The sequence below is a fragment of the Mesorhizobium sp. WSM4850 genome, from assembly GCF_055811735.1.
The window spans coordinates 118056-133207 of the sequence record NZ_JBVVPV010000004.1 but is presented as its reverse complement, the minus strand read 5'-3'; the positions used below and the strand labels follow the sequence as shown (position 1 = coordinate 133207).

12 protein-coding genes are annotated in these 15152 nt (G+C 59.1%); 9 read left to right on the top strand and 3 right to left on the bottom strand.

Annotated features, from left to right (window positions below; all coding sequences use genetic code 11):
* Nucleotides 1-2 precede the first annotated feature (2 nt).
* From AC0L2Z_RS07660 to AC0L2Z_RS07650, 3 genes are all read left to right on the top strand, one after another.
* Nucleotides 3-1565: an amino acid adenylation domain-containing protein gene (locus AC0L2Z_RS07660; protein ID WP_473627404.1), complete on the top strand. Its 1563-nt coding sequence runs from the start codon at nt 3-5 to the stop codon at nt 1563-1565.
* Nucleotides 1565-2713: an acyl-CoA dehydrogenase family protein gene (locus AC0L2Z_RS07655; RefSeq protein ID WP_287237129.1), complete on the top strand. Its 1149-nt coding sequence runs from the start codon at nt 1565-1567 to the stop codon at nt 2711-2713. The genes AC0L2Z_RS07660 and AC0L2Z_RS07655 overlap by 1 nt, the downstream gene beginning before the upstream one ends.
* 81 nt (nt 2714-2794) lie before the next feature.
* On the top strand, nt 2795-3808 hold the full coding sequence (locus AC0L2Z_RS07650; RefSeq protein ID WP_287288033.1) for a glycosyltransferase: 1014 nt from the start codon (nt 2795-2797) through the stop codon (nt 3806-3808).
* A 373-nt stretch (nt 3809-4181) separates the two neighbouring features.
* Here AC0L2Z_RS07650 and AC0L2Z_RS07645 read toward each other — a convergent pair whose 3' ends face one another.
* Nucleotides 4182-5549: an exopolysaccharide biosynthesis polyprenyl glycosylphosphotransferase gene (locus AC0L2Z_RS07645; protein ID WP_287061212.1), complete on the bottom strand. Its 1368-nt coding sequence runs from the start codon at nt 5547-5549 to the stop codon at nt 4182-4184.
* A gap of 388 nt (nt 5550-5937) precedes the next feature.
* Between AC0L2Z_RS07645 and AC0L2Z_RS07640 the strand changes: the two genes are divergently transcribed.
* From AC0L2Z_RS07640 to AC0L2Z_RS07630, 3 genes are all read left to right on the top strand, one after another.
* Nucleotides 5938-6660 (top strand): Crp/Fnr family transcriptional regulator, encoded by a 723-nt coding sequence (locus AC0L2Z_RS07640; protein ID WP_287283561.1) that lies wholly within the window; start codon nt 5938-5940, stop codon nt 6658-6660.
* 522 nt (nt 6661-7182) lie between these two features.
* Entirely contained in the window at nt 7183-7476 is a 294-nt protein-coding gene (locus AC0L2Z_RS07635) for a hypothetical protein (protein ID WP_128167804.1), read from the top strand.
* Nucleotides 7477-7729: 253 nt separating this feature from the next.
* Entirely contained in the window at nt 7730-8674 is a 945-nt protein-coding gene (locus AC0L2Z_RS07630; RefSeq protein ID WP_473627402.1) for a Vgb family protein, read from the top strand.
* Nucleotides 8675-8872: 198 nt separating this feature from the next.
* Here the strand turns inward: AC0L2Z_RS07630 and AC0L2Z_RS07625 are convergent, their stop codons facing one another.
* Nucleotides 8873-11023, bottom strand: a complete 2151-nt coding sequence (locus tag AC0L2Z_RS07625) for a GDSL-type esterase/lipase family protein (protein ID WP_473627400.1) — start codon at nt 11021-11023, stop codon at nt 8873-8875.
* A gap of 14 nt (nt 11024-11037) precedes the next feature.
* On the opposite strand from AC0L2Z_RS07625, the gene AC0L2Z_RS07620 reads away from it, so the two are divergent.
* Nucleotides 11038-11436: a hypothetical protein gene (locus AC0L2Z_RS07620; protein ID WP_473627399.1), complete on the top strand. Its 399-nt coding sequence runs from the start codon at nt 11038-11040 to the stop codon at nt 11434-11436.
* Nucleotides 11437-11946: 510 nt separating this feature from the next.
* On the opposite strand, the gene AC0L2Z_RS07615 is transcribed toward AC0L2Z_RS07620, so the two are convergent.
* A complete protein-coding gene (locus AC0L2Z_RS07615; protein WP_473627397.1) occupies nt 11947-12585 on the bottom strand; it encodes a hypothetical protein in 639 nt (212 codons plus the stop codon).
* Between the two features lie 24 nt (nt 12586-12609).
* Here AC0L2Z_RS07615 and AC0L2Z_RS07610 point away from each other — a divergent pair, with 24 nt between their 5' ends.
* Entirely contained in the window at nt 12610-13614 is a 1005-nt protein-coding gene (locus AC0L2Z_RS07610) for a hypothetical protein (RefSeq protein ID WP_287258398.1), read from the top strand.
* A gap of 76 nt (nt 13615-13690) precedes the next feature.
* The gene (locus AC0L2Z_RS07605) at nt 13691-15148 is read left to right on the top strand and encodes an SGNH/GDSL hydrolase family protein (RefSeq protein WP_473627396.1); all 1458 of its coding nucleotides are present in this window, start codon (nt 13691-13693) and stop codon (nt 15146-15148) included.
* Nucleotides 15149-15152: the final 4 nt, after the last annotated feature.

Genomic DNA, 15152 nt, shown 5'->3' with positions numbered 1-15152 from the left:
TCATGCCGGTCGCTATCTTGCACGAGTATCTGGAACAGAGCGCGAGGCGGTATCCCCAGACGTGCGCCGCTGTCGAGGCGAGCTCTGGGCGGCAGATCACCTACGGCGAGCTCGACGCGCTGTCGGACCAAGTCCGCGACCATCTGCGTCGGATCGGCGTCCGGCCGGGGGACCGCGTCGGCATTTGCCTTCCAAAATCGATCGCCTCGCTCGCTGTTCTGTTCGGCATCTTAAAGGTGGGCGCGGCCTATGTGCCCGTCGACTCTCTGGCACCGCCTGCGCGTAACGCGTTCATATTTACCGACTGCGGCGTGCGCGCGATTTTCGTGGAGGCTTCCCGAGCCGAAACTTTGCACTGTGAGTTGGCGCGCTTGGCTGCGGAACCTTGTCTCTTATCGCTCGACTGGTCCGACGGTCCCTCGCCGCTCGCGACGTACCTGGCTCGCGTAGAGGCCGGCGGCCTGGCGGTGGAGGACGAATCGGCGCGGCCGGGGCCGGACAACCTCGCTTACGTGCTTTACACTTCGGGCTCGACCGGCCAGCCGAAGGGCGTGATGCTGACGCATCGTAATGGCTCGAGCTACGTGGATTGGTGCTCCGAGATCCTCGCCCCTGACGAGAATGACCGCTTCTCCTCCCATGCGCCTTTCCACTTCGACCTGTCTATCCTCGACATCTTCGTACCGCTAAAGCACGGCGCGACCGTATTCCTCATCGGTGAGGAGCTCGGCAAGAATCCGGCCCGGATGGCGTCGGTTATCGCCGAGCGGCGGTTGACCGTCTGGTATTCCACGCCCTCCGTACTCACGCTTCTGGTCGAGCACGGCGGCCTTGATGCTCGCGACGACCACGCTCTTCGGTTCATTCTATTTGCCGGCGAAGTTTTTCCGGTCAAGCATCTGCGCAGGCTGAAGGCTGTGGTCCCACGCGCACGCTACCTGAATCTTTATGGCCCAACCGAAACCAACGTCTGTACCTACTACGAAATCCCGCAGACGATCGCCGAAGACCGCTCGGCGCCGTTTCCGATCGGGCGCGCCTGCTCGCATGTTAAGGCACGCGTGATCGATGCGAATGGTCGCAGCGTGCCGCGAGGCCAGGAAGGCGAGCTCGCAATCAGCGGTGCTCCCGTGATGCTGGGCTATTGGAACATGCCTGAGCGAACAAGCGCCGCTTTTCATGTCGATTCAAGCGGTCGCTGGTACCGTACCGGCGATGTAGTGATCGAAGGCGATGGCGGAGTCTACACCTTCCGCGGTCGACGCGACCGGATGGTGAAGAGACGGGGATATCGGATCGAACTCGGCGAGATCGAGACGGCGCTCTATCGCCATCCAGCGATCTTCGAGGTGGCGGCGATCGCTCGCTCGGAGGAGTCGGGCGTCTCCATAAAGGTGTTCTATGCCTCGCGCGACAGCCATGCGCTGTCGCTCATCGAGCTGAAGCGGTTCTGCGCCCACAACTTGCCGGCCTACATGGCCCCGGACTGGTTCTCGCATCAGAAGTTACTTCCGAAGACATCGACAGATAAAATCGACTACCAGCATCTGATGAGGATGGAGTAGTGGATTTCGCGCTGAACGAGGAGCAGCGTATCCTGCGTGGCCAGATCCTTCGCTTCGCGCAAGATAAGCTCAATAAAGATGTCAGGCAGCGCGACCGAGACCAAGTATTCCAGCGCGAGTTGTGGGGGGCTTGCGCGCAGATGGGCCTGACCGGCCTGCCAGTCCCGCAGGCCTATGGGGGACCCGGTCTCGATTCCCTGTCCACGGCCATGGCAATCGATGCGCTTGGCTACGGCTGCGAGGATTCCGGCTTGGTCTTCTCGATCTGCGCCCACCTTCTGGCCTGCGTGGTGCCGATTTGGAAGTTCGGCACTGACGAGCAGAAGAATCGATATCTTCCGGGGCTCTGTGATGGCACTTTGATCGCAGCCAATGCGATGAGCGAACCGGAGTCGGGCTCCGATGCATTTGCGATGCAAACCCGGGCGGAGCCTCATGGCGACGGCTTTCTAATCAACGGCACGAAGACCTTCGTGAGCAACGGGCCGGTGGCAGATGTTGCCGTCGTCTTTGCTGTCACTGACCGCGCCAAGGGGTATTTCGGCGGCATCACGAGCTTCCTCGTGGACCGCGCGCTGCCCGGCTATCTGGTCGCGCAAAAGTTCGAAAAAATGGGACTGCGGACGTCTCCGATCGGGGAGCTTGTCTTCGAGGACGTATTTGTTTCGAAGGACGCTGTTCTCGGTGGAGTGGGCGGCGGCTCCAGGCTGTTTGCTCATAGCATGGACTGGGAGCGGGCGTGCCTATTCGCCAGTCATATAGGCACCATGGAGCGGCTTCTGGAAAAGGCAGTGGCCTATACGCGCACCAGACGTCAGTCCGGCCAGGCCATCTCCAAGCACCAGGCGGTCGCCCATAAGATTGCCGACATGAAGATGCAGGTGGAGGCGGCCCGACTGCTCGTCTACAAGGCGGCGTGGGGCCTTGAGCGCTCCGAGTCCGTATCCCTCGACGCCGCCGTTTCGAAGCTCTTTGTGAGCGAATCGCTAGTCCGCACTACGCTCGATGTCGTCCAGGTCTTCGGCGGCTATGGTTTCTTGAGCGAATTCGACGTCGAACGTGCCGTGCGTGATGCCATCGGCAGCAAACTCTATTCCGGAACTTCGGAGATACAGCGCAACATTATTGCTGGCTGGCTGGGGCTTTGATGACGGCTGTGGTAAGAACCTGTCCGGTGAAGGGCGGTGTGTGCCGGAGCGGAGGTCCTACTAGCGCTGCCACGCGCCTCCATGAATACACGGGATCATTATGAAAAGATCGTGCGCCATACGGATTCGGTACCGAGTTCCCATTCCGCGTTCTCCCTGTACCCTTTTGGCCTGTGCCCGGCCGGGAGCTTTTTTGCTGTGTTGGCGCTTCTTGCTGCGGTCTGGCTGCGGCCGCATGTCGTCGGTACACGCTCGGCTACTGTAGCGCTTGTTTCTGCCGGGCTTTTCGGGTTCACGACCGTTTTTGAGCTTCACGACCCGATTGGCAGTTTGAGCAGACGTCAGCGTCAGCGCCTTGCCAAACTGATAGGCCTAGAGGCATTCCGTATGCTGGTCGTCACGTCGCAACGTCTGCGAGACGACAGCATCCGACTCTTACATGCGGGAAAATTTCTCATCGCGCCCAATGGCGCGGATCCTGTTCCGCCGAATGGGGAGCCATGCAGCCTCAGCGGCACGTTCAAGGTTGGTTATGTCGGACACCTGTATAAGGGAAAAGGCATGGAGATCATAAGCGCTATTGCGCCTCGATGCGGCTGGGCGACATTTCACATCGTCGGGGGAACTCCAGGCGATATAGAGTATTGGACAGCGAAGCTGGCCAAATGCCCGAACACCGTGTTTCACGGCTACGTTCCTCACGCCGCGACATATGCCTACTTGGCCGAAATGGACGTTGTCCTCGCGCCCTATCTTAGAGATGTAGAGGGCCAGGGCGGCGGTCGAAATATCGCTGAGGGAATGTCGCCGCTCAAGCTCTTCGAATATATGGCGCATGGCAAACCCATAGTGTCCTCCGACCTGTCAGTTATACGAGAAGTTTTGAGGGATAGCGTCAACAGCGTTCTGGTGTCGCCAGACAACCCGTCCGACTGGGTCAAAGCCCTTCAGCGCCTGCGCGAAAACAAGGCACTTCGGGACCAGATTGGTCAGCAGGCGAAGGCAGACTTTCTGGCCAGGTACAGCCGCATCGCACGCGCAACCAACATTCTAGAGGAAATCAAGAGCCGGATGCCGTCGAGCGGAAGCTCGTAGGACTGCACAATTTCTCGTGTTGAAGGCGGCTGCGCCCCCAAGCAAGCCTGCTTTCCGTCCGCCGCAATGAGCCCGTGGTCCGTCCTTGAACCGTTGAATGGCAAGATCCGACTGCCCCAGGCTTTTTGCTGAGGTTCCGTCATGTGTTGCTCCGACCATCTCCCTGCGTCGCGTTGATTTTCGCATTGAGCTAAATTTAGCCTGCGAGATGCGCCACTGTCCGGCGACTGAACGGGCGCGAACCCGATTGTGAGGCTCGATGTACTCGCTGGCGGCGGGATCGCCCGAAGCATCAGAATCAAAATTATCCGGTCAATCGGTCGGAAGATGGAATACATATATCCATTAGATTCCTGAGAAGCTGATATATACATCAATAGACATCACGATCCGAAAAGATCAGTAGAGCAGTTTTCCAAATTATCTTAGTGTCGAGAAGCATGCTCCAGGATTTTATATACCAGAGGTCATGCTCAATGCGTTTTTCCATCCTCCAGAGTTCCTTCGTTTCCCCTCGAAAGCCATTGATCTGAGCCCACCCTGTCAAACCGGGTTTAACATGATGGCGATAAGCATAGCTCGCAATGGTCAAAGTATAAGTGTCGTCATGAGCGACGGCGTGAGGTCGGGGCCCAACCAGGGACATCTCCCCCCGAAGCACGTTGAACAATTGCGGCAGCTCGTCGATGTTTGACCGGCGCAATATTCGGCCAAGTCGGGTAACCCGCGCATCATTGCGCTGAGCCTGGCGAATTTGTGTGCCGTTCTCTTGCACCGTCATCGATCGGAATTTGTAAATATTGAACGGCTTACCACCAAAACCTCGTCGCATCTGCCGGAACAGCACAGGGCGACCGTTCTCGAGCGCTATGGCACATCCGACCAGCGCCATCAACGGACACAGGAACAGCAGTAGCAGGGATGCAACAGCAATATCGAACAGCCGCTTGAGCAGGCGTTCGGTAGGCCTCAACGGCACACGCTGGACTTCGAAGGCTCGCTGCCAGCCGGTGTGCAGCGGGCATCCAGCCAGAATTCTATCTATGTAGGCGTCGGCGAAAAGATAGACCGGCAGCGGGAGGCGGGACATTTCCTCCAGGATGCGTTCGATCAACTTCCGCTGGTCCCAAGAGCAAAAGAGATAAACTGCCCCATACGAGCCACTACGGAACGCAGCCTGTGCAGCTGCGACGGCGGCATGCACCGATCGTGCTGCGATCGTGCCATCATCGTTCTCGATGTTCGAAACACCACAAACCGCGATGCCCTGTTGCCCAAGCTTGGCAATTATCCCCTGTTCCTTCCCAGGAACGCCAGAGTAAAACAGATAAACTGTGCGCAACACGAGTTTCTCAGCCGCCAGAAGCCGTGTCAGCCCGCGCGCTAGAACCGCGTGGCCAGGCAGCAGGATTGGGAATCCGACCGCAAACGCCAGCGTCAAGGAGCCGCGTGAGAACGTCGACGTCGTCTTCGTGAGAAAGGCGAGCCAGAGAATTGAAAAGAAAACAAACAGCCAGCCGCTGAAGAGTGTTTTGATCCTGCAGTGATCGTCCAGGATGCCACTAACCGTGTAGGCGCCCCTGGCGGTCATGAATGCGACCAGCAATAGGCCGGCGGTAACACTTAGGCAGATCGAATCCCAGATATCTGGCGGCCTCACGCCGAAGGCCCGATGGTAGAGCTCAATTGACGCAAGAAATACGGTCTGTCCAAGGAGGAAATCAGCAGTTGCGAGAAACACGCAAACTGCTCCCACAGGGAGCCGTAGCGGCTCTACGCTCCGCTTCCAGAGCGCACGCGACGCCTCGGTTGGTGCATGCCGCATAAGACGACCCCCCGAATCCTGTTGCATCCCTTCTCCTCTTTGGGTCATGGCACACGCCATCCCATAAGGAGGGGGTCATCCCAACGGCTTCCAGTCGGTTAGATTTGATTTAAATGTCTCAGAGACATGTCGCTGTTACCTCGGGCACAGACGAGTCGCTATTTTATCGTATCCTAATGTGTTAATATTTTCTGCCTTGACGCGTTTGCGCGAGAACGGACTGGAGGTCGGACTCGTTCAAACAGGTGGTCAAGGCAATGCGTTAGGGGACCGGGGGCGCTTACCCTATCAGGGAGAGGGAGCCATGACAGAGAATGGCGCTGAGGTTCGGGTCAAACAACTGAACAACATACGCTTATTCCGGCAATTTGGGCAAGATACTCTTAGTGAAATGGCGAAAGCAGCCATCTTACGAAGTGTGCCAAAGAATAAAGTCTTAACTCGCCTTGGGGACATACCGCGTTATATTTACTACATAATCCATGGGAAAGTTCGTCTTAGTGTTCCCCTCTCAGATGGCCGAGAATTCATCTATTCCGATCTCGGTCCCGGTGACACTTTCGACTTGACTAGATTGTTCATCGCGCGACACAGTAACATGAACGCTGCATCAGTTGTGGACAGCGACTTGCTCCAAATCGAAGCAGCTTTCATGGCTAGTGTCTTCGACAAGCACCCAGATCTCGCACTGAAGGTGATCCCGTACTTATGCCAAGCAACGCACGACGCGCAAGAGCGGGTGATCCACAGTGCGTCGAATGCCCTGTCCATTCGATTGGCGAGCACGCTCTTGCGATTGACTGAGACCCCGCACAGCACGGCTAACGTGAATGGAGCTCTGAGAATCCACATTTCGCAGACCGACCTCGCGGCAATGATCCCGGCGTCTCGAGCGAAAGTGAATCGTTGCTTGAGAGACTGGGAACGGCGGTATCTGACCCAATACGACCGCGGCTCGCTGACAATTCTCAATCGCACCGCATTAGAGTCTGTTGCACTTGGCTACTCGCGTTTGATCGTTCAATGATGCCTTTCCCATATGCTCGGGCATCTCCAGGCCATCCTCCGGGAAGATAGTGAACCGGACGTGGTGGCGGTCGTGCTCGGATCGCTCGGTAGAGTCCTTTACGTCGGCGTCGTAGGTCGCCGCACCGGACACTGCCGACGAGATGGCAACGCACTCGCGCAGCCCCGAGCTTCCCCACGGACCCTCGGCTCCCGGTGGAATTTGGAGCACCGCCAGACCGGCCGGCGCAACCTCCTGGCCCAGATGCGGCTCGGCAGCTTGCGAAATGAAGCAGCTGAGGGTCGACTGTTTGCCCAAGGTCACCTGCCGCTGGAACGCGTCGGGAAAGAATTATGGCTCGGCGTCAGGAGCCGCCTAGCCAGCTACCGCGAGCGACCGGTAATCAGCGGCGCTTTTTTGTACCGCCCGAGATTGGACAATGGCACGCACACGAGCACCGCCTCTTTGCTGTGCGATGCGACTTTGCTGTTGGGGAATCCGGAACTATTATCGGCCGCCCATGTACCTCACGTCGGGGGAAGAATGGATCTGCAAGCCTTCAGAGATTCGATTGCGAAATCACAGCCGCCCGCCGGCTTGAGCCCTGCCCTGCAAGCCCTGTGGTGGGATGCAAAGGGCGATTGGGGTAAGGCGCACGAGCGTGCACAGCTGCGCGACGATACGGCTTGTATGCGCGTGCATGCCTACCTCCATCGCAAGGAAGGCGATCAATCCAATGCGGAGTATTGGTATCGTCGCTGCGACGCCGCGCCGTCGACGTTGACGCTTGATGAGGAATGGCAAGAGTTGGCGCGGGAACTTTTGCGGCAAAGCTGACGCCTTCCGCACGCCAAGTCCAATTGCGAGCCGCGGTTGCGTCGTCGTAACGCAGGTTTCCCACGATGCTACCGCCTATCGACGATTCTGGGCTTGCAGGCGTAGGCGAGGGCAGGGGCTGCACTAGCTCCTGACTTTATCGGCAAGGGACACGGCGAGCCCGCCATCTGCGGCTCGGCCGCCGCAGTGGCGCGAAAAGGATACGTGGATCGCTCGCTGTGCAAATTGAAACGCGCGATGTGAGGAGTTCGCCATGTTTCGTACGATTGCGTCGGCGCTGTTCGCCGCGCTGCTCTGCTCGGTGGCCGCGCGTGCCTCGGAGGAGGTCCGCTACTATCCCGTTCCGGAGGGCGCCGGCCCGCACGATGTCGCTCCGGCGCCGGATGGCTCCGTATGGTACACCGCCCAGGGACAGGGCGCGCTTGGGCGGCTCGATCCTGATACAGGCGCCGTCAGGCACATCACCCTTGGCGACGGCTCGGCGCCGCACGGCGTGATCGTCGGTCCCGACGGCGCCGCTTGGGTGACCGACGGCGGCCTCAACGCCATCGTGCGCGTTGATGCCGAAACAGAAGCGGTGAAGGCCTTTCCACTCCCCGAGGGGCACGGCTACGCGAACCTCAACACCGGTTCCTTCGACAAACACGGGAGGCTCTGGTTCACCGGGCAGGAGGGCATCTACGGCAGGCTCGATCCGGCGAGCGGCAAGGTCGAGGTCCGGAACGCTCCGCGCGGTCGCGGCCCCTACGGGATCACAACCACGCCGTCCGGTGAGGTCTACTACGCCTCGCTCGCCGGCAACCATATCGCCAGGATCGATGTTTCGACCGGCGAGGCTTCCCCGATCGACCCCCGACCGCGGATCAGGGCGCCCGCCGCGTCTGGTCGGATTCCAAAGGCCGCATCTGGGTCAGCGAATGGAACGCCGGCCAGGTTAGCGTCTTCGATCCGGCCGCAAATGACTGGCGCAGCTGGAAGCTGCCCGGAGACGAGCCCCAGGCCTATGCCGTCTATGTCGATGAACGCGACAAGGTCTGGCTCACCGATTTCAGCGCGAACGCCATCGTCCGCTTCGACCCGGAAACGCAGACCTTCGCGAGCTTCCCGTCCGACCGCGACAACGCCAACGTGCGCCAGCTCAACGGGCGCTCCGGCGAGGTATGGGGTGCGGAGTCCGGTACCGACCGCCTTGTCTTGATCGAGACCGAAACGGGCGAATAAAGCAAAAGAGGTCTAATGCATGTCGCGTAAAAGTGTGCAGCGGTTTTGCGATAACGACATGCATAAAAACAACAACCTAAAGCGCGTCGCATGAGGCCCGGCCAAACGCGACGCGCTTTAGCCAACGACGAAGGGCAATTTGCGCGAAGAGACCGCATGTCAGCGAGATGCCGCTCTACACGAAGAGAAAATCGCTGTTCGAGACGCTTGCGACGAGGACACCGTTTAGTGAAAGCGTGTCACTGTCGGAGAAGACGACCAGCGTGTCGCTCCCGACCTGCCGGAGTTCGCTATATCTTTGGTATCCTGAAATCTCCAGGAGATCATCGCCGGAAAGGTCGAAGTCGGTGATGGTGTCGTGGCCATGGCCGGCGGCGAAGACGAAGCTGTCGTTTCCCGTTCCGCCGGTGAGGATATCGGTGCCAAGACCACCGACGAGCCGGTCCGACCCGCCTCGGCCCTCCAGCCGATCTGCGCCGCCAAGGCCTTCGAGCGTGTTCGCTGCGCCGTTGCCCACCATGGTGTTGGCGAGTTCGTTGCCTTTTCCCGCCAGATTGGCAGCCGACCTCAGGAAGAGGTTTTCGACGTTGTCGGCTAGGGTCCAGTTTATATAAGCATGCGTCTCGTCGAAGCCGCCATTGTTCTCTTCGATGGTTTTGTCACCGGCATTGTCGACATGGAAGACGTCATCACCCGCGCCGCCGACAAGCGTGTCGGCGCCCGCTTTTCCGTTCAAGATATCGCTGCCGCCCATTCCATAAATGACGTCCGCACCGGGACCGCCGGTAAGCGTATTGTTGCCGTCGTTGCCTACGATTGACCCCGGCGGCGGCTCGTCGAGTGGATCGATCCAGACGAAATCCGAACTGCTCAAGGAGGCGCTGGTCACGCCTTTGAGGAGAACAGTGTCGCTGTCGGAGAAGACGACCAGCGTGTCGCTCCCGACCTGCCGGAGTTCGCTATATCTTTGGTAGCCTGAAATCTCCAGGAGATCATCGCCGGAAAGGTCGAAGTCGGTGACGGTGTCGTGGCCATGGCCGGCGGCGAAGACGAAGCTGTCGTTTCCCGTTCCACCGATGAGGATATCGGCGCCAAGACCACCGACGAGCCGGTCCGACCCGCCGCGGCCCTCCAGCCGATCGTCGCCGCCGAGGCCTTCGAGCGTGTTCGCTGCGCCGTTGCCGACCATGGTGTTGGCGAGCCCGTTGCCTTTTGCCGCCAGATTGGCAGCCGACCTCAGGAAGAGGTTTTCGACGTTGTCGGCCAGGGTCCAGTTTGTATAAGCATGCGTTTCGTCGACGCCGCCATTGGTCGCCTCGATGGTTTTGTCTCCGGCATTATCGACATAGTAGACGTCGTTACCCGTGCCGCCGACAAGCGTGTCGGCGCCGACCCCGCCGATGAGTTGGTCGGAGCCGCCGCGGCCCTCCAGCAAATCATCGCCAGCCAGCCCATCCAGCACATTGGCTCCCTCGTTTCCGCCGAGTTGGTCGGCAAAGAAAGAGCCTGTAAGATTTTCGATGCTGGTGAAGGTGTCGCGGTCGCTTCCGATACCGGTCCCGTCCAGGCCGAGATGTTGTTCCAGTGCGGCCATCCAATGTGAGGAGATTTTTGCATAGCCCCCGGCAGTCGGATGCAGCCCGCTGTCAAGCGGCGGCGCGGTGATGTCATCTGGTGTCAGATCACGCATGTCGACAAAGGCGATCTTGTGCCCCTGGGCGGCCAGTTCAGAGATCAGACCGGGCATTGCATCATTATACGCATCGACACGGTCTGCACGCGCTTGCGACTGTTGGCCGACGCGAACGGGAGGCAAGGAACCGACGAAGACGGTCAAGGCGGGATCGCTGGAGGTCAGGCTGAGCAAAAGACTGCGCAGATCCTGCAACATCGTTGGCACGCTATCGGTCGAGCTGTCATTTGTTCCGGCAATCAGCAGCACGGCATCCGGTTTCGTAGCGGCCACAACATCGTTGTCGATGCCGTTCAGTTGATTGAGCGTCCAGTTGCGGTGACCCTCGTGATCCCGATCGCCCATGCTGGCGGGTCCGTTGGACGAGGAACCGACGAAGTCGATCTTCACATTGAGTGCCGCCAACTGTTCCAGCATGAACTTCCGATACCCGCCGCTTTCGGTATCGGAAGAGCTCGCGATCACTCCATAGGTAATGGAATCGCCCAGCGGCAGTATCGACAGCAATTTGTAAGCATGGCCGGAAGCCAAATCGGCGATGACTCCACGGGGCGAAGCGCCGTAATTGACTGCGTCCGAACCGGCACCGCCGATGAAAGCGTCCGGACGGCTGCTGTCATAGAACACCGTCATAGTATTTTCTCCCCTTGGCAAAGCTGCTCACGGGCATGACCGCCTGGGCCGCAGCAGAAAGGCTCGAGATCGTCATAGCTGGTCGGCCGGTCGAAGTCGTAAGCAAGGAACCGCGGTGTCTGCCCGAACCAGCTGTTGGTGCCGCCGACCAGGCCGATCGTGTAATTCCACGATCTGCCGGCGTCCTTGTCCCGGATATTGCTGTTTGCGCGGCGTTCGAGCTGCCGATCATCCGTGTTGTGGCGTCCCCATTCGAGGGCGAGAACACGACCTTTCCTCCGTCCGGCGAACTGGTGCAGGAAAAAAAGGCTGAATCGAAACCAACGCCGATCGCGACGACACCATGGTGCTCGTCGGCGACCTGTTTGGCCCGGGTGTCGAGTACCATTGTCCATGGCCTCTTAAGCCACTGACCCTGCACCTGACGCCGATGCGATCGGTTTTCTGCAGGTCAGCGAGACAAATTCAATGTTGCATCGCACTCTTAGGCACTGCAACATAATATTTTCTACTACTTTGGGTAGATTGGCAACATTTTTTCGAGCCTGCAATACCTTGGCACGACACCGGGCACGGTGACGCGGTCGGCGATCGCTGTTGCTGTTGTTGTACCAAATTGCGACAGGTCGGAAATTCAATGCGGGCATTTAGTCGGTAATTGGCACAAATTGTGCGCGCGCATTGAGCCAGAGGCATTTTGAACTTTCGACGTTGCCTGTGCGTTTAGGTTGTAGTACGCATCCTGTTGCAGTGCAGCAATATCCGGCGGCAACGTGCGGTTGCGTGAGGGCTCATCCCGTCCCCCGGAAGGTGAGCACCGAAAACCGAACAGGTGAGGCGAAAATTCCGGAAGACGGGAGAAGCATGGGATGAGCATCGGAGCGGGCAGCGCCCGGCGTTGGCCGTCAGTCGGCATCGACCGTTCACCCGTTGAGCGTTATGTCCTTGCAGCCTTTCTTTTTTTCCCGGTCCTGTGCGGGGTCGTTCCGATCCTGTTGTACGAGAAGGCGGCATCCCGCGTGGCGTGGCACGATCCTGCCCTCGCCACGGTCAGCGCCATCGGGTTGGCTCTGCTTTGCTGCCTTTTTGCATTCGTGCGCTATCCCGCCGAGGCGCGGGCTGCGCGCATCATCGTCGTCGGACTGTCGATAACGCTGGGGCTCTTCAGCTTCGGGCTTGGAGACGAACTCGGCATTGCCGACGCAGCTCGCGCCGACGCGTTGGGCAATGTACTCGTCTATTCTCGCCTGATCGCGCTTGTGGCGGCGCTTTTTTCGATCCTGCGGCCATCCTTCGCCATTTTCCCGATGGTCTATTTCGCCTTCCACAAGAACGTCACGCGGGCAGTTTCCGATGCTGCGGAACTGGGCCGCAACGACTATGCGCCCTTGATTGAGGTCGGTCTCTTCCTGGCCTGTGGCCTGTTGGCCCTTGGCCTGCTGCAGAGTTTGAGCCGGCTGAAGCTCTTCACCAGGAACCTGCCCAGCGTTGGCGAACTCGGAACCAGGGAGTTCGCGGCCCAGGCTGCCGGCATACTGCTGCTGGCTGGGATCGGCGCCCATTTTGGCAACTACTTCATATCCGGGATGGCCAAGGTCACGCTTGACGGAGGGCCGTTGAGCTGGATCCTCGAGAACCCGACCAGTTCCATCATGCTGGCCGGGTACGGGTTGGGCGCGGCCCCGCTGGGCTTTTCCGAATCGCTGCTCGCTCATGCTTATGAAGCGGTCAGGGCGGTCCAGGTTCCGATGAATGTCGTTATCCTTGCTGCGCAGCTTCTATGCTTTCTCGCTTTTTTGCGCAGGCGGTGGCTCATCGGGCTGACCGCGTTCTTCGATATCATGCATATCGGGATCTTCCTTCTGAGCGGCGCCCTTTTTCTGCACTGGATCATCTTGAACAGTCTGATCGTCGCGGCTCTGACGAGAATGAAGGAAAGTTCGTTTTCCACGACTGCCATCGTAACCGGGATTGTTGTCACCATATTCGGCGACGCGGTCTTTTATAACGCGCGGCTCGGCTGGTACGATTCAAGGCAAATCCGGCAAGCACATTTCGAGGCGCTGACGAAAGAAGGTGACTGGGTGCGGGTCGCACCGAGCTTTTTCCGCGACGCTTCCTATCTGCTCTATGCCCGTCACTTCGGCTATCAGGAATATCGTCGTGAATCCGGCCACGTTCCGACCTCAGCCTGGGGCCAGATCGGGATCAGGAAGGTGCAGCCAAAGTCGTCGGAAATTGCCTCGTCCAACTACGAGATCATGAAGCTTACGAACGAGTGCGCCTATCCAGTCGAACAGCCGATCACGCCGCCTGACTACGATGCGGCCCGCCCGGCGCCGTTTATTCTTGGCCAGCACAATCGCGCCGTGAACCTGGCGAGCTCGGCTGTTGCGGTCGGTTATAACTTCTATCCACACCATCATTATTCCATGCCGTTCCTGCACCGCGCTTTTGAGGCGCTGGAGCCTCGCGACATCGTGGCGTATCGATACCTGGTCGATACCGTCTGCCTCGATGTCGCGGATGGCAAGGTCGTGCGGCGGGTCATGACCCAGACATTGGGCCCCAGGATCGATGTCCGCCAGTGAATCCGGCGAGGGCGCAGCGGACGTTCAGCACGCGAGTTGACTATAAGGCAGCACCAGTTTCCACGCTCGCAAATCCTTGCTCCTGACGCTGGTCCAAAATTGCCACGGAAGTCGAATTTCATTCCCTAGGCAGCCCGTCATAATGAGCCCGGCGGCGGCATTACCAGCATGTCTCGAGGAGGAGATAAAAATGCGGCTCAACAGGCCTTTGGTTTTCACGGATAAGGTTTCATCGGAGCTTTCTACCGCCGCAGGGAGGAAACGGCGTCGACGTCAGATCATCCTGATATGTGCAGCTGCGGCGGCCGGTTCCGCGATTGCAGGTTTTTCGGCACAAGGCGCCGAAAAGGCAGCCTGGATCACCACTTGGGCTGCCACACCTGCTCCGCGCTGGTCGGATGATCTTCCTGCGCCTTTCGGAGTGCCGGAGGTATTGGAGAACCAGACCGTCCGCCAGGTCGCCCGCATCAGCGTTGGCGGCAATAGCGTGCGGGTCGTGCTGTCGAATGCTTTCGGCGAAAAGCCGCTGACCATCGGTGCCGGCAGCGTCGCAATAGCAGGCAAGGGCGGCAACGTCGATCAGGCGACCTTGAAGCCTCTGACCTGGGGCGGCAATAGTTCTGTGGTCGTTCCGCCGGGAGCTCCGATCCTCAGCGACCCCATCGCTCTCTCGGCAGAAGCGCTTTCCGAAATCTCGGTCAGCATTTTCCTGCCGAAGAAGACGGCGTTGTCGTCGGTGCATTGGGATGGCGTGCAAACCGCCTACATCTCCGGCCCGGGCAATTTCACAAACGAGGCTGCGTTCAAGGCTGACAGCACACTCCAATCGCGCCTGTTTCTGAGCGACATATGGGTTGACGCCGTGCCGGAATCCGAGGCGATCGTGTTTTTCGGGGATTCCATCACGGATGGGAATTGCTCGACCCCTGACGCCAATAATCGCTGGCCGGACCATATCGCCAAGCGATTGCAGGAGGCCAACCGCACGGTCGCGGTGGTCAACGAAGCCTTTTCGGGCAATCGCGTGTTGACCGACGGCATGGGTGTCAATGCCTTGGGACGTTTCGATTCTGATATACTGAGCCATCCCAAAGTCTCGACCGTCGTCCTTATGATGGGCATCAACGATATCGGCTGGCCCGGCGAAAATGCAATCACGCCGGACGACAAGGAACCGACGGCGCAAGACATCATCACCGGATACAAACAACTCATCGATCGCGCGCACGCCCATGGCATACGCATTGTCGGCGCGACGTTGACCCCCTTCGCCGAAACCTTCAAAGGACTTCCCACCGAGGGTTACTACACGCCCGAGAAAGAAAAGATTCGCGTCGCGGTGAACGAATGGATCCGCACCGGCGGCGGCTTCGATGGCGTGGTCGACTTCGACAAGGTGATGGAAGACCCGGCCAAGCCGGGGTATCTGCGCGACGACTACGACTGCGGCGATAACCTCCATCCCAACGACGCGGGATACAAGGCAATGGCAGACGCGGTCGATCTCGACGTCCTGTTGGGTTCAGCCAAGTAGTCGG

What these genes read in the sequence shown, in the direction of transcription:
- AC0L2Z_RS07660 (WP_473627404.1), top strand. Translation starts at nt 3, where the DNA reads ATGCCGGTCGCTATCTTGCACGAGTATCTGGAACAGAGCGCGAGGCGG.
- AC0L2Z_RS07635 (WP_128167804.1), top strand. Translation starts at nt 7,183, where the DNA reads ATGGATCTGCAAGCCTTCAGAGATTCGATTGCGAAATCACAGCCGCCC.
- AC0L2Z_RS07650 (WP_287288033.1), top strand. Translation starts at nt 2,795, where the DNA reads ATGAATACACGGGATCATTATGAAAAGATCGTGCGCCATACGGATTCG.
- AC0L2Z_RS07615 (WP_473627397.1), bottom strand. Translation starts at nt 12,585, where the DNA reads ATGGGCGCCGATCCCAGCCAGCAGCAGTATGCCGGCAGCCTGGGCCGC.
- AC0L2Z_RS07625 (WP_473627400.1), bottom strand. Translation starts at nt 11,023, where the DNA reads ATGACGGTGTTCTATGACAGCAGCCGTCCGGACGCTTTCATCGGCGGT.
- AC0L2Z_RS07610 (WP_287258398.1), top strand. Translation starts at nt 12,610, where the DNA reads ATGGCCAAGGTCACGCTTGACGGAGGGCCGTTGAGCTGGATCCTCGAG.
- AC0L2Z_RS07640 (WP_287283561.1), top strand. Translation starts at nt 5,938, where the DNA reads ATGACAGAGAATGGCGCTGAGGTTCGGGTCAAACAACTGAACAACATA.
- AC0L2Z_RS07630 (WP_473627402.1), top strand. Translation starts at nt 7,730, where the DNA reads ATGTTTCGTACGATTGCGTCGGCGCTGTTCGCCGCGCTGCTCTGCTCG.